This is a genomic window from Ureibacillus terrenus (assembly GCF_006569205.1).
Classification (GTDB): Bacteria; Bacillota; Bacilli; order Bacillales_A; family Planococcaceae; genus Ureibacillus; species Ureibacillus terrenus.
Genome location: NZ_VIGD01000001.1, coordinates 294370 through 314189 on the forward strand (window position 1 = coordinate 294370; position 19820 = coordinate 314189).

General features: G+C 43.9%; 22 protein-coding genes. 3 read left to right on the plus strand and 19 right to left on the minus strand.

Annotated elements, in window-relative coordinates:
• Positions 1 to 48 precede the first annotated feature (48 nt).
• From FKZ59_RS01510 to FKZ59_RS01525, 4 genes are all read right to left on the minus strand, one after another.
• Positions 49 to 783 (minus strand): pseudouridine synthase, encoded by a 735-nt coding sequence (locus FKZ59_RS01510; RefSeq protein WP_141600966.1) that lies wholly within the window; start codon positions 781 to 783, stop codon positions 49 to 51.
• Positions 784 to 931: 148 nt separating this feature from the next.
• Positions 932 to 1921, minus strand: a complete 990-nt coding sequence (locus tag FKZ59_RS01515; protein WP_141600967.1) for a D-alanyl-D-alanine carboxypeptidase family protein — start codon at positions 1919 to 1921, stop codon at positions 932 to 934.
• Positions 1922 to 2509 carry an SMC-Scp complex subunit ScpB gene (gene scpB, locus FKZ59_RS01520; RefSeq protein WP_141601066.1) on the minus strand — a complete coding sequence of 196 codons (588 nt, stop codon included), beginning with the start codon at positions 2507 to 2509 and terminating at the stop codon, positions 1922 to 1924.
• On the minus strand, positions 2496 to 3275 hold the full coding sequence (locus FKZ59_RS01525) for a segregation/condensation protein A (RefSeq protein WP_141600968.1): 780 nt from the start codon (positions 3273 to 3275) through the stop codon (positions 2496 to 2498). Before FKZ59_RS01525 ends, scpB begins: the two co-directional genes overlap by 14 nt.
• A 55-nt stretch (positions 3276 to 3330) precedes the next feature.
• Between FKZ59_RS01525 and FKZ59_RS01530 the strand changes: the two genes are divergently transcribed.
• Positions 3331 to 3801, plus strand: coding sequence for a DUF309 domain-containing protein (locus FKZ59_RS01530; protein ID WP_141600969.1), 471 nt, complete (start codon positions 3331 to 3333; stop codon positions 3799 to 3801).
• 24 nt (positions 3802 to 3825) lie between these two features.
• On the opposite strand, the gene FKZ59_RS01535 is transcribed toward FKZ59_RS01530, so the two are convergent.
• From FKZ59_RS01535 to FKZ59_RS01595, 13 genes are all read right to left on the minus strand, one after another.
• The gene (locus FKZ59_RS01535; RefSeq protein WP_141600970.1) at positions 3826 to 4194 is read right to left on the minus strand and encodes a GNAT family N-acetyltransferase; all 369 of its coding nucleotides are present in this window, start codon (positions 4192 to 4194) and stop codon (positions 3826 to 3828) included.
• 218 nt (positions 4195 to 4412) lie between these two features.
• Positions 4413 to 5726: a diaminopimelate decarboxylase gene (lysA, locus tag FKZ59_RS01540; protein WP_141600971.1), complete on the minus strand. Its 1314-nt coding sequence runs from the start codon at positions 5724 to 5726 to the stop codon at positions 4413 to 4415.
• Positions 5727 to 5918: 192 nt separating this feature from the next.
• Positions 5919 to 7373 (minus strand): spore germination protein, encoded by a 1455-nt coding sequence (locus FKZ59_RS01545; RefSeq protein WP_141600972.1) that lies wholly within the window; start codon positions 7371 to 7373, stop codon positions 5919 to 5921.
• A complete protein-coding gene (locus FKZ59_RS01550) occupies positions 7370 to 8161 on the minus strand; it encodes a SigF/SigG family RNA polymerase sporulation sigma factor (protein WP_141600973.1) in 792 nt (263 codons plus the stop codon). Before FKZ59_RS01550 ends, FKZ59_RS01545 begins: the two co-directional genes overlap by 4 nt.
• Positions 8162 to 8258: 97 nt before the next feature.
• Entirely contained in the window at positions 8259 to 8702 is a 444-nt protein-coding gene (gene spoIIAB / locus FKZ59_RS01555; RefSeq protein WP_141600974.1) for an anti-sigma F factor, read from the minus strand.
• The gene (gene spoIIAA, locus FKZ59_RS01560; protein ID WP_141600975.1) at positions 8695 to 9045 is read right to left on the minus strand and encodes an anti-sigma F factor antagonist; all 351 of its coding nucleotides are present in this window, start codon (positions 9043 to 9045) and stop codon (positions 8695 to 8697) included. Before spoIIAA ends, spoIIAB begins: the two co-directional genes overlap by 8 nt.
• A gap of 493 nt (positions 9046 to 9538) precedes the next feature.
• Positions 9539 to 11260 carry a SulP family inorganic anion transporter gene (locus tag FKZ59_RS01565; protein WP_141600976.1) on the minus strand — a complete coding sequence of 574 codons (1722 nt, stop codon included), beginning with the start codon at positions 11258 to 11260 and terminating at the stop codon, positions 9539 to 9541.
• A 222-nt stretch (positions 11261 to 11482) separates the two neighbouring features.
• Entirely contained in the window at positions 11483 to 12787 is a 1305-nt protein-coding gene (locus FKZ59_RS01570; RefSeq protein WP_141600977.1) for a pyrimidine-nucleoside phosphorylase, read from the minus strand.
• A gap of 13 nt (positions 12788 to 12800) precedes the next feature.
• On the minus strand, positions 12801 to 13979 hold the full coding sequence (deoB, locus tag FKZ59_RS01575) for a phosphopentomutase (RefSeq protein ID WP_141600978.1): 1179 nt from the start codon (positions 13977 to 13979) through the stop codon (positions 12801 to 12803).
• A 24-nt stretch (positions 13980 to 14003) separates the two neighbouring features.
• Positions 14004 to 14906, minus strand: coding sequence for a site-specific tyrosine recombinase XerD (xerD, locus tag FKZ59_RS01580; RefSeq protein ID WP_141601067.1), 903 nt, complete (start codon positions 14904 to 14906; stop codon positions 14004 to 14006).
• A 225-nt stretch (positions 14907 to 15131) separates the two neighbouring features.
• A complete protein-coding gene (gene fur / locus FKZ59_RS01585; RefSeq protein ID WP_141600979.1) occupies positions 15132 to 15599 on the minus strand; it encodes a ferric iron uptake transcriptional regulator in 468 nt (155 codons plus the stop codon).
• 63 nt (positions 15600 to 15662) lie between these two features.
• Positions 15663 to 16175 (minus strand): hypothetical protein, encoded by a 513-nt coding sequence (locus tag FKZ59_RS01590; protein WP_141600980.1) that lies wholly within the window; start codon positions 16173 to 16175, stop codon positions 15663 to 15665.
• Between the two features lie 97 nt (positions 16176 to 16272).
• Complete coding sequence (locus FKZ59_RS01595; protein WP_141600981.1) at positions 16273 to 16815, minus strand: NUDIX domain-containing protein; 543 nt, start codon at positions 16813 to 16815, stop codon at positions 16273 to 16275.
• A gap of 80 nt (positions 16816 to 16895) precedes the next feature.
• Between FKZ59_RS01595 and FKZ59_RS01600 the strand changes: the two genes are divergently transcribed.
• Positions 16896 to 17795: an aldo/keto reductase gene (locus tag FKZ59_RS01600; RefSeq protein WP_141600982.1), complete on the plus strand. Its 900-nt coding sequence runs from the start codon at positions 16896 to 16898 to the stop codon at positions 17793 to 17795.
• Complete coding sequence (locus tag FKZ59_RS01605) at positions 17792 to 18277, plus strand: VanZ family protein (protein WP_141600983.1); 486 nt, start codon at positions 17792 to 17794, stop codon at positions 18275 to 18277. Before FKZ59_RS01600 ends, FKZ59_RS01605 begins: the two co-directional genes overlap by 4 nt.
• 59 nt (positions 18278 to 18336) lie before the next feature.
• On the opposite strand, the gene FKZ59_RS01610 is transcribed toward FKZ59_RS01605, so the two are convergent.
• Both FKZ59_RS01610 and FKZ59_RS01615 read right to left on the minus strand, forming a co-directional pair.
• Positions 18337 to 18591: a DUF3886 domain-containing protein gene (locus FKZ59_RS01610; protein WP_141600984.1), complete on the minus strand. Its 255-nt coding sequence runs from the start codon at positions 18589 to 18591 to the stop codon at positions 18337 to 18339.
• 35 nt (positions 18592 to 18626) lie between these two features.
• Positions 18627 to 19808 (minus strand): acetyl-CoA C-acetyltransferase, encoded by a 1182-nt coding sequence (locus FKZ59_RS01615; protein ID WP_141600985.1) that lies wholly within the window; start codon positions 19806 to 19808, stop codon positions 18627 to 18629.
• Positions 19809 to 19820 lie beyond the last annotated feature (12 nt).

A 19820-nucleotide genomic window follows, 5' to 3' on the forward strand; every position in this document is an offset into this window, starting at 1 on the left:
AAGGATAAATTTGAAATGTTTTTGAAGGTTATCACTATGATAGTAGTACTAACCGATTTTTCCCGTCTCTGCCAAAACCCGGAGCTGTTTTACTTCATGGGGGGTTAATTCGCGAAACTCTCCGGCGTTCAACCCTTTCAAATCAAGAAAGGCAAATCGTTCCCGTTTCAATTTCACAACAGGTGTCCCGATCGCCTCAAACATGCGGCGTACTTGCCTGTTTCTCCCTTCATGGATGGTAATTTCGCAAATCGCTTTATTAGCCTTGCGATCGATTTTTTTCAATTCCACCTTTGCCGGGGCCGTCATGCCGTCTTCCAGCATAATTCCTTTCCGAAGCTTTTTTATGTCTTCAAAACTTGGAATTCCTTTCAGCCGCGCGATATAAGTCTTTTCGATCTTATATTTTGGATGGGTCATTAAATTGGCAAATTCCCCGTCGTTCGTCAATAGCAAAAGGCCTGATGTGTCATAATCAAGCCGGCCGACAGGAAAAATTCTTTGTTCCACATAGCCTTTGAAAAAATCCAGAACGGTTTTTCTTCCCCGGTCATCCGAAACGGTGGATACGACCCCCCTCGGTTTATAAAAGAGAAAATAAACTTTCTGTTCCCTCTCCACTTTGATTCCGTTTACTTCAATGACATCCGTTGCGGAAACCTTTGTCCCCAGCTGCGTAACCACCTCGCCGTTGACTTTCACTTTGCCTTCCAAAATCAGTTCTTCCGCTTTTCTCCTTGAAGTAATTCCCGCTTGTGCAATCACTTTCTGAAGCCTTTCCAAGATGACTCACCCCTACCCAATCATTGAGAACCTTTTTACCTGATGAAAATTATGTCATATTTTGTCTTAATATTAAAGAAAAATCACTCGCTTTTCAAAATGAAAAGCTGTCCGAAAACCAATCCGACCGGACAGCTTTATAAAATAATTATTTCAGCGTAACCTTTTCAGAATAAATGCTTTCATCGTTTAAAAATACATGCCAGATTCCATATTTCACATCTTTGTTCCTTGAAACATGCAGGACATGCCGCAATTGATCCTCTTCTTCGTTTGAAATCAGCAATTTGATCGGCTTTTTCAGTTCCACGGTTACATTATTTGCGGCTTTATATTTCCCTTTTCTTACAATCGTTTTCACATCATATTCTTCGAACACCTGATTCGCAAGTTGTTTATGTACTTGCCAATCGTTGGCTTCATTTAATGTTACGACGATAATCCGTTCATCATCTCTTTCAAAATACGTTGCGAGTGTTCTGCCCGCCACTTTGGTGAAACCTGTCTTTCCTGCCACCGCGCCGACCTGTTCTCGGAGCAGACGATGTTTGTTGAGCCAAACCGTTCCGTTTTTCGTATTGCTTTTATATTGGATTGTGGAAGCAATTTTATAAAAATCTTTGTTTGCCAAAGCGATCCGCAACATCTGGGCCGTGTCATAAGCGCTGGACAGATGCAAATCATGGTGCAGACCCGACGGATTGGTGAAATACGTTTGATTCAGCCGATAATACATGGCTTTTTCGTTCATCAAATCAACAAATCCTTCGACAGACCCTCCTGCGTGTTCCGCCAACGCGTACGCCGCATCGTTTCCTGAACGGAGCATAAGACCGTACAGCAATGTTTCGACGGTCACCACTTCACCCGGCTCCAAATAGATGGAAGACCCTTCACTCATGGCGGCTTCCCTTGAAATGACCACTTCGTCATCCAAATCGCTGTTCTCGATGGCAACGAGGGCAGTCCAAATTTTTGTAAGGCTTGCAATGGGCATTCTCGCATGCTCGTTGTTCCCAATCAGCGTTCTTCCCGTGTCCGCATCAATGACAACATAAGAAGCCTTTGCAACTTGCTGAAACAAAAAATAGAAAGTCACTGAAACAGCAAAAGCAATCGCAAACTTTGCTAATTTCACTTAGCCACTCCTTTTAGCATTTTCATTTTGAAACACTTCCTGGAATTTTGTCATAAAGAGATCCGTTTGTTCTTGCTCTGCTTCAAACTCTTCTTCCGGCAGCGGAGGGAGTTCCGATAAATCGGATAAACCAAAATAATGAAGAAATTCTTTTGTCGTGCCGTAAAGAATCGCGCGTCCTGTTCCCTCCGCCCGTCCGACTTCCCGGATGAGTCCTCTGGAAACAAGAGTTTGTATTGGACGTTCGCTTTTTACACCGCGCAAGTCTTCGATCTCGGCCCTTGTGATCGGTTGTTTATAAGCGATGATGGCAAGCACCTCCAACGCAGCTGTAGACAATACCTGGCTATTTGGATGTTCGACCAATTTTTTGATTGTATTTGCCAATTCTGGTTTTGTTGTTAATAAATATGTATCCGCCAATTGTTTAATGGTAAGCCCGGATGCCGGATTATTTTCGTAGCAGGTTTTCAGCTCGCTCAACCCGGCTTCTATGTCCACTTCCCCCACATCCAATAAATCCGCAAGTTGTTTGACCGTCAATCCTTCATCCCCTACCACAAATAGAAGAGCCTCAATCCTGCTCATCAATATCTTCGAGTTCACCCAATAGTTCCTCCTTCTGCAAAATTACGGTTAAATCTTCAAAATTGTTTTCTTGTTCGACGTAAACAACTTGGCGTTTCATAAGTTCGAGAAGAGACAGAAAGGTTACAATCAAGGTTGACTTGTCTTCATATGGAAAAAGTTCAAAGAAGCTGGATTTGCCGCCTCTTTGTTTTAGCACGTCCACCACTTTAAACATCTGCTCTCTGACCGGAATATCCTGTTTTTTTACTGTTGTTTTCAATGGTTTTCTTAACTGTTTTCTTCTCAGCATTTTTTGGAAAGCATACAGCAAATCGTAAACATTGACATCCGGATTAAACAATGTCAGCTGTTCATCCTGCATAAATGGAGACAAATCGCTAGGCGGTTTTGTGAAATTTTCCGGAGCGTTTTCCTCCAACTTTTTCAATTCATTTGCAGCCTCTTTAAATTTTTTATACTCCACCAATTTTTGCACCAATTCTTCCCGGGGATCCGGTTCTTCCACTTCAAATTCCGATTCTTCCATCTCCCCTTCATGAACGGGCAAAAGCATCCGGCTTTTGATGGCAAGAAGAGTTGCCGCCATCACTAAATATTCGCTTGCTTCTTCCAGCTCCAACACTTGCATGGCCCGTACATGTTCCATATATTGGGCGGTTAATTCCGCCATCGGAATATCATATATATCGATTTCCAACCGCTGAATTAAATGCAATAATAAATCTAGCGGTCCTTGAAAGGCATCCAATTTTACTTCATACATATGTCACACACCTTGAATCTTAATAAAATGACAATAGGAATGAGGTTATGAAAAAATGCATCCCCTGCTGCATCCGTCATTTATCGATTTTTGCGCATATTTCAATGGTAATCAAGATTATTTTGAATGTCACGAAGTTTTAGAGGATTATTGGAAGACAATCGCGCCAAAAGAAAAAGAACATCCCCTCACAGGGTACATCCAATTGGCAACAGGCCTCTACCATTGGCGCAGAAACAACTTTCGCGGTGCATCGAAAATGTTAAGAAGAGCTTATGAAAAATTCATAGCGAACCGAAACCACCCATTTTTTGATTATATCGATTTTCAAAGATTATGTAACGATTGTTTAAAAGCGCTTGACGCAATTGAAAAAAATAAACCTTTTAAAGCTTTTCCAATTCAAGTGGCCAATCCGGTCCTGGAGGAAAAAATAAACGAAAAAATCAAGTCCCTTCCGCCGGTTTCCCCTCAATTTCTTCTTCATAAACATATGCTGCGAAATCGTATAGATATTCAAAAATAAGAAGGGAAAAAGAAAGGGCAGACGTTAATTTCCGTCTGCCTCTTGCAAGCTATGTAAGCATTTATTCACGAATGGCTCTGTCTCTTCACATGCCCGGATTTCTGTATATTCCCCGGAATCTTTTAATGCCTTCAACATTTTTTTGGCAATTCCCTCTCCCCGGTAGGAAGGGACAACGGTGATGTGCTGAATGGTTGCAACAGAATCTTCGACAACAACGCCTACTATGCCGACATACTCATCATTGTTTTTCCATAAATATAATTGCCAGTTGTCTTCTTGTTCATAAGAATGCATTGTTTCCATCAATTTTTTTACGTCCTTCTCCTGCGGCATAAACGAAAGCAAACCCATCGCTATTTTCTCGAGTGATTTTTTATAACGAACTAACATGTAACATTCCCTCGTTTTCTTTCGCATACGAATTTCTGATTTTATCGTACACGATTTCAAGTCAAGAATCAAACTCCATCCAAAAATCAGGAAATTTATCCCTCTACTGAAGTAAAGGGATTATTAAAAAAATGTAAACAAAAGCCCATATTAAACAAAAAGCTATTATAATACCCAGCAACTTCCATTTGGAAATTTTCACGATTGATTCACCTGAATTACTTATTTAATTGATATTCCATATCATTTAAGATGAGGTCATCGTAACTTTCTCTTCGGATGGCCAATTGATGTTTTCCGTTTTCCACAAAAACTACCGCCGGTCTCGGTACGCGATTATAATTGGATGCCATGGAATAGCCGTAAGCACCTGTACAGAAAACGGCAAGAATGTCGCCCGGTTCCGCTTTTTGAAGAGGAGCGTCCACGATCAGCTTATCACCGGATTCGCATAATTTTCCTGCTACTGTATAAGTGCAATTTCTAGGAAGATTTGCTTTATTCGCGATCACCGCTTCATATTTTGCATCATACAATGCAGGGCGGATATTATCGCTCATACCGCCGTCAACGGCAATATATTCGCGGATATTCGGAACGACTTTCCGGGAACCGATCGTATATAGGGTTGTTCCGGCATCTCCGACCAAAGAGCGGCCCGGTTCGATCCAAATTTCCGGCATTGGAAGTTGGCGTTTTGATGTTTCTTCCTTCACTGTTTTTACCATTTCTTCTACATATACATGCGGTTCAAGGGGATGATCTTCTTCGGTGTAACGGATGCCGAAGCCTCCTCCTAAATTGAGAACTTTGCATTCATAGCCGTATTTTTTGTTCCACTCACCGATTTTTTCGATCAATTTGCTTGCAGCCAAACTGAAGCCGTCCGTCTCGAAAATCTGTGAACCGATGTGGCAATGCAAACCTAGTAAATTTAAATATTCATGATTGACAACTAGTTGAAAAGCTTCATCTGCCTGGCCGTTATTCAAGTCAAAGCCGAATTTGGAATCTTCCTGGCCCGTCGTGATGAAATCGTGGGTATGGGCCTCTACTCCCGGAGTGACGCGCAATAGTATATTCATTGATTGTTTACGGGATTCAGAAATTTCCTTTAGCAACTCAATTTCATAGAAATTGTCGACGACGATACAGCCGATTTTTGCATCAAAAGCGAGAAGCAGCTCATCGTAGGATTTATTGTTTCCATGGAAATGGATGCGTTCTGCCGGGAAATCCGCTTTTAACGCCGTATATAATTCCCCGCCTGATACAACATCCAGTGATAAATTTTCTTCTTTCATAAATTGATAGATTGCAATGCAGGAGAAAGCCTTTGAAGCGTAAGCCACTTGCGCGTTCACGCCATGCTTTTGGAAAGTATCCCTGAAAGCGCGCGCTCGATTTCTGATCAGTTCCAAATCATAAACAATAAGTGGCGTTCCGTATTCTTTTGCAAGCTCTACCGTATCCACACCGCCAATATGTAAATGGCCATTTTCTCCGATGGTTTGTGTTCCGTGTAAATTCATAGATTCCCCTCCGTCATATTTTATTCAGCTGTCCATGCCAAAAGGGAGCGTTCCATTTCCGCCCCCTTCAATCCCGCGTATTGAGGGAAGCTTTTTTCCATATAAAGATTGAAAATTTCGACATGGACAGCCGCACTAATAAAGTTATTATGTTTGAACTTTAACATAGGCTCAGCGCTTTCGCAACTGGATTTAGGCCCGTTTTCTCCGCTTCGCTCCGACAATGTACGGTCTGAGTGCATCGTCGGCCATTGGAAAACGGATAAACACCCTCAGGAAAGCCTTCGGGAAAAATGGTACAAGCGGCCACAAATAAGGAATTTGCATCGGCCGAAGCGCGCAGAAATAGGAAAAAATGATGAAGAAGCCGATGAAAAATCCGCTTGGGCCAAATAATGCCGTCAATACCAGCACGATAAAGCGGAAATATTTAATGGAAACGCTCAATTCGAATGTTGGAATGGCAAAAGTGAAAATAGCCACCACAGCTGAATAAAGTACGACTTCAGGTGTGAATAAACCGACGTCGATTGCGATCTGCCCAATGATGACACCCGCTACCAATCCCATTGCGGTGGATAGCGGCGTCGGTGTATGGATGGCGGCAATTCTCAAATATTCCAACCCCAAATCGGCGATGAAAACTTGAAACAATAGCGGAATATTCGATTTCTCTCTTGCGCCGATAAATTGAAGGGCATCCGGCAAATATTCTTCGTGTGTGGCCAGCAAATACCAAATCGGCATTAATGTCAAACTTAACAGAATTGCGCTATAACGCAAAAGTCTTACAGTAGATCCGACTAGAGGGGATTGCCGGTATTCTTCGGCATGTTGCATTAGATGGAAAATGGTGATCGGAAGCAGGATCACCGACGGAGAAGTGTCGACAATGATGGCAATATGGCCTTCAAGGAGGTGAGCGGCGACGATATCCGGTCTCTCCGAATATCGGACGAATGGAACCGGATGGAATCTTTGCTTAAACAGCCACTCTTCCAACGACTTGTCGGCCATCGTCAGTCCATCATGTTTGATTTCTTCGAGCCTCTGCTTCACCCATTTTAAGTGGTGATCATTCACAATATTCTTAATGTAAGCAATTGCTACGTCGGTTTTTCCATCAGAAGTGATTTTATACAATTCGAAGCGTAGCTCGGGACTCCGGATTCTTCTGCGAATGAGCGCCGTATTGAACATGATGTTTTCGGCAAAACCGTCGCGGGAACCCCGGATGACTTTTTCATTATCCGGTTCTTCGGGTTGACGTCCGGGATAATTTCTGAGCTCGGTCAAATAAGCATAGCCTTGCCGGGTAACAAAGCCGACCTGGCCGCTCAGGATGCCAAGCAGAAATTCATCCCGGTCTTTCGGTTCCGATTTGCCGTAAAAATTGAAAATATTGTCAAAATAAGTATCATCCTCTTTCACCGGATTCCCTTGCTTTTCATCGCTATCAAAATAAAGCGGTGTCAACTGGACAGTAAGCGTCGCACCGTCAACAAGGCCGCTTATATACGCACATAGCACCGGCAAATTTTTTACATGAACTTCCTTGATGCAAACATCGAAAGATTCGTCTTTTCCAAATTTTGAATATAAAAACTCTTTTGCTTCTTCTAATGATGCAAAAATTCTGTTCGTCATTTATTCACCGTCTTTTTCGTTTTTCTTGTTGTATTTGAGGATGTATCCATCCATTGCTTCAATTGGGCCAAAATTTTCTTTTCCAGCCTCGAGACTTGCACCTGGGAAATACCAAGCCTTTCAGCAATATCGGTCTGGGTCAAATCCAGGTAATAGCGCAAGTAAATGATGGCTTGTTCCCGTTTATCCAGCTTTTTCAGGACTTCTTTTAATGAAATATACTGAAACGGCAATTCCGATTTTTCATCCTTCATTTGATCCATCAAAGTAATGGAATCCCCCTCCGATTCAAACAATTGCTCATGGAGGGAAGCCGGATCTCTCATAGCATCGGTTGCCATCAGAATTTCATCTTGCGTCACACCAAGCATTTCTGCTAATTCGGAGACTGAAGGCGGCTTCTCATTGGTCTTTAAATACTCATCGGTAACTTGTCGAATTTTATAGTTCAACTCACGGATGGAACGGCTTACTTTCACCATTCCGTCATCCCTTAAAAATCGCTGTATTTCTCCAATAATCATTGGCACCGCATAGGTTGAGAATTTTACATCGTATGATAGATCAAATTTATCCACCGATTTCATCAAACCGATGCAACCAATTTGGAATAGATCTTCAAGCTCTACCCCTCTAGAAGCAAAGCGTTGAACAATCGACCAAACAAGCCGTGTATTCCCTTCAATCATTTGCTTGCGAGCTTCCATGTCACCAGCTTGTGCGAGTTTGATCAATTCCCGCATCTTTTCCTGCGTCAATACATTGGACGGCTGTTCGATTGTCCTCATCCCCCTTACTTCTTCCAATACCTCTAAATATATTGGCATCCAATTCGAAAATTATTCCTGATATTCAAATCAAAGGTGAAGAAAACCATTCCAGGATTCAGGAGATTTGTTTCATTTTCATCGAGTGAAATTTTTTGGAAAACGTCACCACTGTGCCGACTCCCGGTTCTGACTCCACTTGAAGATGATCGGCAAAGCTTTCCATGATTGTAAAGCCCATGCCGGACCTTTCCATATCCGGTTTCGTCGTGTATAAAGGTTCCATGGCTTTTTTAATATCAGGAATTCCTTTTCCTTCATCTTTCACAACTACCGAAACAACATCCCCTTCCCGGACCGCATGAACTGTCACAATCCCTTTGCCATCCTCATCGTAGCCGTGAATGATTGCGTTGGACACAGCTTCTGAAACAATCGTTTTAAATTCGGAAAGTTCATCAATCGTTGGATCCAATTGTGCCACAAAACTTGTAATCGCTATTCTTGCCAGGCTTTCATTTTCGCTTAATGCAACAAATGAAAGTGTCATTTCGTTATCCATTCACAATCCCCCTTGCATATAAAATAGCCTCTTCTTCTTTTCCCTCCATCACATACTTTCCTAACCCCGAAAATTGAAATATTTTTTTCATTGTATTGGAAGGATTTAAAATAATGGTACGTCCGTTGACCGCACTCAACTCCCTCATGCGGCCCAAGATGAGGCCAACACCTGAACTATCCATAAAATTCAATCTCTCTAAATTCCAAATAATTGTGTGCAAATTTCCTTTTAATATCGTTTTCGAAATATCCGTCCGGATTTTTTCCGTTTCATGATGATCTAATTCGCCATAAAGGCGGATAATGGCAATATCATTTTCCATATTGATTTCATAATTCATCCGTTATTCGCCTCCTCCCTTCGCAATTTCCACACAGCCCGTCTAAAATCCTTTCAATTGACAATAGTAGAAGAAATTCGTTGAAACTAGTAAAAATACGACAATCTTTTCAGATGTTTTTTACCGGTTCCACGTACCTCATCCACCACCCATCCTGCACAAGATTTGACGAGCTTGAGGAAAGTTGGAGCCTTCGAGGAGTCAGTGAACGGATTGCAAGCTCTTCACGGAAACGGCGATTCTTAATAAATGTTCAGAGCGATAGTGGAGTTCCAAAAACGGTGATGGAAGATTGCAAAAATGCAAATCGCCTCCCGCATAATCCCTTTTGCAGTGCAACCCGATATAATTAAAACGCCCCTTTATCATCATGAAACAATTGAAAAGTTAATAAGGCATTACCTTATCAGCTTTAGTATGGAAAAATAGGAAGAATTTTAAACACAAAAAGACTTAATGGCCAAATTTTGGCCATTAAGTCCTATATTCTTCATTAACTGATTTTTGTCGCAGATAATTCTTCGCATTCCCGGAAAGCGAAATGTTTGCAACCGATGCAATGATTTCGATTGACGCTGCCTAATGCGTAGTTGATGGCTTCTCCCGTATGTTCAAAAAAATGCTCTTCTCCGATTTCTTTTGTCAATCCGCTTTTATCCAAAAGGATTTTCAGCCCCGGCTGCACCCCTGTCACAAGAAGGCGTCCGCCCTGGGCCTTGAAATTTTTTACAATATTTCTCAAATATGCCTCGCCCGTCGCATCAATAAAAGGCACTTTGCCCATGCGGAGAATAAGAATCTTCGGCTGATAATGAATCGATTTTAAAATCCTCTCTTCAAAAGTCTGGGCAGCCCCGAAAAACAATGGACCTTCGATGGTATAAATGCTGATTTGAGGGCAGTCCCGCGTCTCATTTACGATATGCGGTTGAACTTTCCCGTTATTTTTATGGTCCGGCAACACTTTTGACACAATCAGCATGTCGCTCATCCGTTTTACGAACAAAAGAACTGCGAGCATTAATCCGACGATGACGGCAATCGTTAAACTCGTTAAGACAGTGAGCAAAAATGTGATGATGAGAACGAGCGAATCCCCCGATTTCAGTTTCAACACATGCTTAAAATGCTTCCGCTCACTCATATTCCAGGCAACGACCATCAAAACGGGCGCCAGACTCGCCAAAGGAATGTGCGATGCCAAAGGCGCGAATATCAGCAAAGTGATCAGAACAAAAACCCCATGAATGACACCGGAAAGAGGCGACGCGGCGCCGAACTTAATGTTGGTTGCAGTCCGGGCAATCGCTCCTGTTGCAGGAATTCCCCCAAAAAGCGGCGTCACCATATTGGCAATGCCTTGTCCAATCAATTCCCGGTTGGAATTGTGTTTGCTGTTTGTCATCCCGTCCGCCACAACGGCCGAAAGAAGGGACTCGATTGCCCCCAGCATCGCGATGACAAACGCAGGCCCCAAAAGTGAAATCATCCGGTCCACCGTAATCTCCGGTATTCTGAATTGAGGCAAACGGTTCGGTATCTCGCCATACGTGGTTCCGATTGTGGCAACTTGTCCATTGAAAAATAATGCCGCAACAACGGAAGAAACGATGATGCCCACAAGCGGCCCCGGCACTTTCGGCAGCACTTTTGGGGTGATGAGGATGGCGGCCAGGCAGATTGCCGCAACCGTAATGCTATAGATATTGATTGTATGCAAATGGGACGCGATTTCCCTCATGTTATCTATAGAACGTTCATGCTGTTTTAAACCTTGCAAGCCGAGAAAATTGGCAATTTGTCCGGAAAAAATGATCACCGCGATTCCTGCAGTAAAACCGATGGTCACAGGCCTAGGAATATATTGAATCAAAAGGCCCAACCGGAAGACGCCCATCAGGATCAGCATGGCACCGGCCATCAGACCTGCAAGCAGCAGATCTTCGTAACCGTATGCCAAAACAACCCCCAATAATATCGGAACAAACGCCCCTGTAGGTCCTCCGATTTGATATTTTGATCCCCCGAACAACGAAATCAGGATCCCCGCGAAGATGGCCGTATAAATTCCGTACTCCGGCTTTACACCGGAAGCAATCGCAAATGACATCGCCAATGGAATCGCCACAATTCCGACAATTGTCCCCGAAACTACATCCCGTTTGAAAGAATTCAATGAATATCCTTCGAATCTCCCCCGCAAAATCTTATCCATGTTACCCCTTCTTTTTCTTTTTTATGTGCGAAAAATTCTTTATTAAGTTTTATAATATACAATTTTCATAATTTTGTCACAGTTTTTCTGACAAAATATCAATCTTTTTTGATGATTCAAATAATTGAATCTTTCAAAAAGAAAAAAAAGAGCGAACGGAAATATTTTATCGTTCGCTCTTTTGGGACATTCCTGAAAACCATCTAAAAGCTGTTGCCCTCATTACTCTGCAATGATTTCTTTTATTAAAGAAGGGACTTCCCCCTTTTCCTCTGAAAGGATGATATTGGAAGATATTTTTTCAATGATTTCTTCTATATTTTTCTTGTTCGTATGGACGGTTGCCAATGAGTCTCCTTTTTCTGCATAGTCCCCAACCTTTTTATTCAATACAATGCCCACCGACAAATCTATCTCCGAATCTTTCGTTTCCCTGCCGGCCCCCAATAGCATCGCGGCAAGCCCGATTTCGTCGGCGATTATTTTTTTCACAAATCCGGACTTTTCCGCCTGAACTTCCACTTTATAATGCGCCTGCGGCAACAAAGACGGGTCATCCACAAAGGACGGATCTCCCCCCTGGGCCGCCACAAATCTTTTAAACACTTCCAATGCTTCACCGGAGTCCAGCGCCTTTTTCAGTTTCGTTCTTGCTTCTTCAATGGTTTGGGCTTTGCCGCCCAAAAGCACCATGTATGAGCCGATCGTCAAACAAAGATCGGTTACATCTTTCGGGCCTCTTCCTTTCAGCACATCAATCGCTTCTTTTACTTCCAGGGCATTCCCTACGGCATAACCCAAAGGCTGGCTCATATCGGATAAAATCGCAATCGTTTTTCTTCCCGCCCGGTTGCCGATTGCCACCATGGCATGGGCCAGCTCTTCCGCTTCTTCCACCGTTTTCATAAATGCCCCTTCTCCCACTTTTACATCCAATACAATCGCATCAGCACCGCTCGCGATTTTTTTGGACATGATGGAGCTGGCGATAAGGGGGATGCTTGGAACAGTGCCTGTCACATCTCTTAAGGCATAAATTTTCTTATCCGCCGGTGCCAGATTGCCGCTTTGGCTTACAATCGCCAATTTGATGTCATTGACCTGCCGGATGAACCGGTCGCTTGACAGTTCTACTTGAAAACCCGGAATGGATTCCAATTTGTCGATCGTTCCGCCTGTATGCCCCAATCCGCGGCCGCTCATCTTCGCGACGGGAACCCCGCAGGCGGCCACCATGGGGGACAAACAAAGAGTCACTTTGTCCCCCACGCCGCCGGTCGAATGTTTATCCACCTTGATTCCTTCTATTTCCGACAAATCAATCGTATCCCCTGATTCCGCCATCGCCATTGTCAAATCGGTCCGTTCGCGTTCCGTCATATCCTGAAAGTATACGGCCATAAGAAAACTTGCCGCCTGATAATCAGGGATGGCCCCTTCCGTATATCCATTGACAAAAAAACGGATTTCTTCCTTTGAAAGTTCCTTGCCATCCCGCTTTTTTTCAATAATATCCACCATTCTCATCTGAATCCCCCCTCTACATTAAACATGACAAGAAGCTGGTTCCATTGGCCGGAGCGGGAACACGGAAGTTTTCCGCGATTGTTGCCGCGATATCTGCGAACGTCTCTCTCAATCCGAGGTCTCCCGTCTTTTTGAAGCGTTTGGAATAAACAAGCAGCGGCACGTATTCCCTTGTATGGTCCGTTCCTTTAAAGGTCGGGTCATTGCCATGATCGGCCGTAATGATGATTAAATCGTCATCCCTCGATAATTCCAAAACTTCGGGGAGCCTCCGGTCGAAATCTTCCAATGCTTGTCCGTAGCCGGCCGGATCTCTGCGATGCCCGTACATTGCATCAAAGTCTACTAAATTTAAAAAACTTAATCCGTGGAAATCCCGTTTTACAACTTCCACCAACTTATCCATTCCATCCATGTTGTTTTGCGTGCGGATCGCCTCCGTCACGCCTTCTCCGTTATAGATATCCGAAATTTTCCCGAGTGCGATCACGTCAAAACCATGATCTTTCAGTTCATTCATCGTCGTCCTTCCAAAAGGTTTGATGGCATAATCATGGCGGTTCGCCGTACGTTTGAAGTTTCCGGGTGTTCCCACAAACGGGCGGGCAATCACCCTTCCGACCAGATACTCAGGTTCAAGTGTCAGTTTTCGGGCAATCTCGCAAATTTTATATAGTTCCTCCAACGGAACAATCTCTTCGTGGGCGGCAATTTGAAGGACCGGATCCGCGGATGTATAGACGATAATCGCCCCGGTTTCCATATGTTCTTTTCCCAATTCCTCGATAATGGCCGTGCCGCTTGCCGGCTTATTGCCAATCACTTTCCGTCCCGTTTGCTCTTCCAATTGCCTGATCAGGTCCTCCGGGAATCCGTTCGGATAGACTTTAAAAGGTTTATCCACTTTGAGTCCCATGATTTCCCAATGTCCGGTCATTGTGTCTTTTCCCGCGGAAGCCTCCCGCATTTTTCCAAAGTAAGCCTTTGGGGAAGGTACCCTTTTGACTCCTTTTATCTCCCGTATATTTCCCAATCCCAGGGCCTGAAGATTCGGCAAATCCAGTCCATTTACCGCCTCCGCGATATGGCCCAGGGTATCGCAGCCTGCATCGCCAAATTGATCCGCATCGGGGGCTTCCCCGATTCCGACAGAATCCAATACAATTAAATGAATTCTTTTAAAAGATTGCATATCGGTTCCTCCTATGCTCCCCTCCTACGCACGGGGGTGGTATCGTTTGTAGACTTCCGAAAGTCTTGTTTTGCTGATGTGGGTATAAATTTGAGTTGTTGAGATATCCGCATGACCCAACATTTCCTGTACCGCGCGGAGATCGGCCCCGTTCTCGATAAGGTGTGTGGCAAAACTATGCCGCAATATATGGGGGGTCATCTCTTTTTTGATGTTTGCGGCGAGCGCGTACTGTTTCAGGATTTTCCAGCATCCCTGCCGCGTTAAACGTTTTCCCCGGCGGTTGATGAAAAAGGCATCGGTTTTTCCATAATTTCCTTGCAGGAGATGGCGGGAATGCCGCAAATATTTTTCGCAGGCGGAAAGAGCGCTTTTCCCCAAGGGAACAATCCGCTCCTTTCCGCCTTTTCCATAAATACGCACAAATCCCATTGTTAAATGCACATCTTCCAAATTTAAATCAACGCACTCGCTGATTCGCATCCCTGTTCCATAAAGCAGTTCTATCATGGCAACATCTCGTATTCCCTGGGGTTTTGATTGATCGGGAGCCTGGATCAACGCTTCGATTTCTGCTATGGATAGTACTTTTGGCAATGTTTTTTCGATTTGAGGCATCTCTAAGTGGACTGTAGGGTCGTGGTCTGCAATTTTCTCCCTTAACAAAAACTGATGAAATGACCGGATGGACGAAATATGACGCGCAATGGTTCGGGGGGATTTCCCGTTTTGTCTTAAATGTTCCAAATATAATAATATTCTTGAACGGTCCACTTCATTTAAACATTCGATTTTCTGAACTGTCTGTAAATGTTCCAAATAATCTTCCAAATCCCGCCGGTAGGAAGCCAGTGTATTTGCTGAATATTGCCGTTCCACTCTCAGAAAATGGAGATAGTCCAGAAGGGCTTCCTGCGCTTCTTTCATTTTTCTCACCTGACCTTCCTTTATTAAAATGATAGAGATTTTTTCAGCCGCATACAAGATTTAACATTTTTTTGTTGTAAAGCTTTTGCAATTCTTGCATAGATTTTTCAAAAAGTTACAATTTATTACAAAATATAAGATAATATTCTTCGCCCTCAAAATTTGCAGAAAATGGGTTCCCCATTTAACAAAAAAACCCCTGAACAGGATTTTCCTATTCGGGGGTTACGCTTCTTCTTTTTTGGATTGCTTCTCTTTTTCTTGGCAACGATGGCAAATACCATGGAAAGTGAGCCGATGGTCTTTAATGATGAAATTCCATCTTTTCTCTACAACCATTTCGACTTCTTCCAGTAAATCTTCCTGAATTTCGTCCACTGAGCCACATTCAATGCAAACTAAATGATGATGGAAATGTTTTGCGCCCTCTTGTCGAAGATCGTATCGGGATACTCCATCTCCAAAATTGATTTTATCGACAATTTTCAATTCCGTTAATAATTCAAGGGTGCGATACACTGTAGCAAGACCGATTTCAGGCGCTTTCTCTTTCACCAATAAATAAACGTCTTCGGCGCTCAAATGGTCTTCTTCATGTTCCAATAGTACTGCAACTGTCGCTTCACGTTGTGGCGTCAGTTTATAGCCAGCACTATGTAATTGCTTTTTTATACGATCGATACGGCTTTCCATATGACGCCCTCCTAAACCCATTCCATTATAACAGAAGACTAAAACCAATGACAAGGTCAGGGGTTAATTAATAATGTAAGAAATGACGAACATTTCCCCCAGACACATCACCGTAAAGGCAAGGACCAATGTAAAAAACAGTTTCCTATTAAAAGTGAACTTTCGATTCGACCCCACTTTTCTCGTTCCAAAAACGGAGCACAGCGCTAATAGTAAGATACAATAAATTAACTGAAATGGGAACCACCAAACACTATAAACGAGAATAGATTCCTGCTGCGTCAGCAAAAAGACCGAACCGAAGCCAAAAAATGTCGCCTTCACGGCTACTACTAGTTTAGCAAAAAAATGCAGATATGGGTGGGTTGTAAAAAATAATACAAATAAAGCCCATACGACAATCGGCAGAACCGTCTGCCAAATTGTGACCTCCGACAATTCCAGCACCCTCGGATCGATCAGTTTGATCAGATTCATGGACTTGTCCAATGAAAAGGCCTGAAAACAGAATACGCCGCTCACAAAACCAATGGCCAATAAAAAGGAATATTGAATGAAATAAATGGAACGAAACATAAGCATTCTCCTTTCGTTGTTACAGCTTATGCTCGTCCACGGGTATTATTAGTACGAATTTTAGTATTTTCTATCAAAATTTTTGTTCTTCATAATATTACATCTTGTTCATTTTTGCCCAAAGAACGCCATATGCCGTTTTCGCATCATAGATTTGCCGGTTCTCGATCATTTCTTCCGCTTCTTCGATCGTCGCCTCGATGATGGAAACAAATTCATCTTCATCCAAAGTGCGTTTTTCTTCTATTTTATATAAATCCTTCGCGACATAAAGATGGATAATCTCATTCGCAAAGCCGGGAGATGTTGCAAAAGATAGTAGATAAGTCAGTTCTCCCGCACCATAACCCGTTTCCTCTTCCAGTTCTCTTCTGGCGCAAACGGCCGGATCTTCCCCGGGCTCCAATTTCCCGGCCGGTATTTCGACAATGGAACGCTCCAGCGCTTTCCGGTACTGTTCCACAAACACGATTTTTCCGTCCCGGGTAATCGGGATGATCGCAACGGCACCCGGATGATGGACGATTTCCCTTTTGGCCTCTTTCCCGTTCGGCAAGATTACATCATCCACCGTCAAAGTGACGACTTTTCCCTTGAAAATTTCTGTCGAATGAACCGTTTTTTCTTCAAATTTCTTCATACCTACTCCTCGCTTGTCCATTATACTGAATTCATTGTACCATTAGTTAGAGAAAATGAAAGAAGAATGCGGGGGATTCCATGAAAAAAAGAAGATTGGGAAAAAGCGAATTTGAGATTTCAGAAATCAGTTTAGGCTGCATGTCCTTGCCGGCATCGGCGGAGGAAGCGAGACCGGTGATCGAAACGGCGATTGAACATGGAATCAATTATTTTGATACGGCTGACCTCTATGATAAAGGAGTCAATGAAGAAGTCGTCGGCGAATGTTTAAAACCCTACCGCGACCAGGTGTTCATTGCGACAAAAGTGGGAAACGTCTGGAACGAAAATGGCGAAGGCTGGCATTGGGATGCCTCCAAAGAACATATCGAAGAAGGAATTAAGGAAAGCTTGCGCCGGTTAAAAACCGATTATATCGATTTATACCAGCTCCACGGCGGGACGATTGACGACCCGTGGGACGACATCATCGAAACCTTTGAAAAACTGAAAAAAGAAGGCCTGATTCGGGAGTATGGCATTTCCTCCATCCGTCCGAATGTGTTCAAACCTTTTTTTGAAAAGAGCAACGGCATCTCCAACATGATGCAATACAGCATCTTGGACCGCCGTCCCGAAGAATGGTTCCCGTTCTTTGAAGAAAAGCAGGTTTCCGTTGTGACAAGAGGATCCATCGCGAAAGGGCTGCTGACGGATGAATGGAGACGGCGGGTGGAAAAAATCGATTCCTATTTAAACTATTCGAAGGCAGAATTGATTTCAATCTTGGAAAAAATCGAATCGGAATTCGGATCCGTCCATCCTGCCGCCATCGCCTTCAACTTAAGCCAGCCTGCCGTGGCGTCGCTTGTCGTCGGGGCAAGAACAAAGGAACAATTGTTGGAAAATCTGAAAGCCTACGAAGAAGCGCAACACATCCGGGACATTTCCTTTATGAAAACCATTACTAAACAGGAAATCTATACGGAGCACCGATGAAAAAATATCTTTTTCTTGTGATTGCCGCGCTCACCATTTTATATTTTCTTTCCAGCATGCCTTATGAAAAGCAGACGATTGTTCCGGAGTTGAAGGTGCTGCTAGACAATCAGCCGTTTTATGAAACATTGAGCAAAATCGAGGTGAACTACTGGGGACGGACCATATCGGTCGAAACGAGGGGATATTATTACTTCATCGAATTTTTGATACGCAAAACCTTGCATTTTACAGGCTACGGAATTGTTGCGGTTCTTTTGTATATGTTTTTCCGTAAAATGCAATGGCCATTTGCCGCAATCTTTGCTTGCGTCTTCGTGTTTTTCATCGCCATGTTGGATGAATATAACCAAACCCTCGTGGAAGGGCGCACGGGCATTTTCGAAGACGTGCTCCTTGATACGGCAGGCGCCGTCACTTTTATCCTCTGCATTAAGGGATATCATCTCATCAGATGGTTGCTGCTCCGAAAGCGTGCTTGAGAAAAGCCTCCAGCATTTTACTGGAGGCTTATTGATTCATGCCGCAAAATGCGGCACCTTTAATTATATTTGGAGCCTTTATCCCCATACTTTTCAAGCAGCTCGGCAAAACTCATATTTTTCTCCTTCTGCTTTCTTTCAAATTCCAGACGGGCTTGACGCTCCTCCTCTTTCCGTTTTTCTTCTTCGAGCAATTCCTTTTTGGCCGCTTTCAATTTTTCAATCAGGTCCTGACCGATTTTTTCTTGAAGGGTGATTTTTGCATCGTTTTGATTGGAGATTCCGGAAGATTGTTGTTTTTTCTTTTTCGCCATCTCATTCACCTGCTATATTATAAGATGTAAAGAATTTATCGTTGAATGATCGTTGCGACGCCTTGGCCTCCGCCGATGCATAGGGTGGCGAGCCCCAGTTTTGCATCCCGTCTCTTCATTTCATATAAAAGCGTCACCAAAATGCGCGTGCCGCTCGCTCCAATTGGATGTCCAAGGGCAATGGCTCCGCCGTTGACATTCAATTTATCAGGATCAAAATGCAATTCCCGGTCCACCGCAATGGATTGGGCGGCGAAAGCCTCATTGGCTTCTATGAGATCAATTTGGTCCAAAGTTAAATCCGCTTTTTTCAGTGCTTTCCGGACCGCTTCAGCCGGGCCGATTCCCATGATGGCAGGATCAACGCCAACCGCCGCGTTTGCGACAATTGTGGCAAGAGGGGTGATGCCCAACTCTTCCGCTTTTTTCTTCGACATCACGACAACCGCTGCCGCCCCGTCGTTGATGCCGGAAGCGTTCCCAGCCGTCACGGTGCCATCTTTTTTGAAGGCGGGACGCAATGCGGAAAGTTTCTCCACCGTTGTACCCGGGCGGACGAATTCATCTGTATCGAAGATGATAGGGTCCCCTTTTCGTTGAGGAATTTCCACCGGTACTATTTCTTCCTTGAATTTTCCTTCCTCGATGGCTTTTGCCGCACGGGCCTGGGAACGGGCCGCGAACTCATCCTGTTCCTCCCGCGTAATATGATATTGAGAAGCCAAATTTTCAGCGGTGATTCCCATGTGATAATCGTTGAACGCGCACCATAAACCATCGTGAATCATGCTGTCAATGAGGGTTTGATCGCCCATTTTGAAGCCGGAGCGCGCGTTTTTCAATAAATATGGCGCCTGGCTCATATTTTCAAACCCGCCGGCCACCACAATGTCCGCTTCCCCTGCGGCAATGGCCTGGTAAGCAAGATGAACCGCTTTTAAGCCGGAACCGCACACTTTATTGATGGTCATGGCCGGCACCGTTTCCGGAAGCCCTGCCTGAATGGCCGCCTGGCGGGCGGGATTTTGTCCCAAACCTGCTTGCAATACATTCCCCATAATGACTTCATCCACCCGATCCGGTTCCAATCCGGAACGGCGCAATGCTTCTTTGATGACAATGGAACCTAAAGTCGGCGCAGGGACATCTTTCAACGAACCCTGGAAAGAACCGATGGCTGTCCTTACAGCGCTTACAATGACAACATCTTGCAACATGAACTTCTCTCC

Excerpts from the sequence above, each read along its gene's own strand:
- scpB (WP_141601066.1), bottom strand. The coding sequence starts at position 2,509 with ATGAGCAGGATTGAGGCTCTTCTATTTGTGGTAGGGGATGAAGGATTG.
- FKZ59_RS01525 (WP_141600968.1), bottom strand. The coding sequence starts at position 3,275 with ATGTATGAAGTAAAATTGGATGCCTTTCAAGGACCGCTAGATTTATTA.
- FKZ59_RS01530 (WP_141600969.1), top strand. The coding sequence starts at position 3,331 with ATGCATCCCCTGCTGCATCCGTCATTTATCGATTTTTGCGCATATTTC.
- FKZ59_RS01535 (WP_141600970.1), bottom strand. The coding sequence starts at position 4,194 with ATGTTAGTTCGTTATAAAAAATCACTCGAGAAAATAGCGATGGGTTTG.
- lysA (WP_141600971.1), bottom strand. The coding sequence starts at position 5,726 with ATGAATTTACACGGAACACAAACCATCGGAGAAAATGGCCATTTACAT.
- FKZ59_RS01545 (WP_141600972.1), bottom strand. The coding sequence starts at position 7,373 with ATGACGAACAGAATTTTTGCATCATTAGAAGAAGCAAAAGAGTTTTTA.
- FKZ59_RS01550 (WP_141600973.1), bottom strand. The coding sequence starts at position 8,161 with ATGAGGACAATCGAACAGCCGTCCAATGTATTGACGCAGGAAAAGATG.
- spoIIAB (WP_141600974.1), bottom strand. The coding sequence starts at position 8,702 with ATGGATAACGAAATGACACTTTCATTTGTTGCATTAAGCGAAAATGAA.
- spoIIAA (WP_141600975.1), bottom strand. The coding sequence starts at position 9,045 with ATGAATTATGAAATCAATATGGAAAATGATATTGCCATTATCCGCCTT.
- FKZ59_RS01565 (WP_141600976.1), bottom strand. The coding sequence starts at position 11,260 with ATGGATAAGATTTTGCGGGGGAGATTCGAAGGATATTCATTGAATTCT.
- FKZ59_RS01570 (WP_141600977.1), bottom strand. The coding sequence starts at position 12,787 with ATGAGAATGGTGGATATTATTGAAAAAAAGCGGGATGGCAAGGAACTT.
- deoB (WP_141600978.1), bottom strand. The coding sequence starts at position 13,979 with ATGCAATCTTTTAAAAGAATTCATTTAATTGTATTGGATTCTGTCGGA.
- xerD (WP_141601067.1), bottom strand. The coding sequence starts at position 14,906 with ATGAAAGAAGCGCAGGAAGCCCTTCTGGACTATCTCCATTTTCTGAGA.
- fur (WP_141600979.1), bottom strand. The coding sequence starts at position 15,599 with ATGGAAAGCCGTATCGATCGTATAAAAAAGCAATTACATAGTGCTGGC.
- FKZ59_RS01590 (WP_141600980.1), bottom strand. The coding sequence starts at position 16,175 with ATGTTTCGTTCCATTTATTTCATTCAATATTCCTTTTTATTGGCCATT.
- FKZ59_RS01595 (WP_141600981.1), bottom strand. The coding sequence starts at position 16,815 with ATGAAGAAATTTGAAGAAAAAACGGTTCATTCGACAGAAATTTTCAAG.
- FKZ59_RS01600 (WP_141600982.1), top strand. The coding sequence starts at position 16,896 with ATGAAAAAAAGAAGATTGGGAAAAAGCGAATTTGAGATTTCAGAAATC.
- FKZ59_RS01605 (WP_141600983.1), top strand. The coding sequence starts at position 17,792 with ATGAAAAAATATCTTTTTCTTGTGATTGCCGCGCTCACCATTTTATAT.
- FKZ59_RS01610 (WP_141600984.1), bottom strand. The coding sequence starts at position 18,591 with ATGGCGAAAAAGAAAAAACAACAATCTTCCGGAATCTCCAATCAAAAC.
- FKZ59_RS01615 (WP_141600985.1), bottom strand. The coding sequence starts at position 19,808 with ATGTTGCAAGATGTTGTCATTGTAAGCGCTGTAAGGACAGCCATCGGT.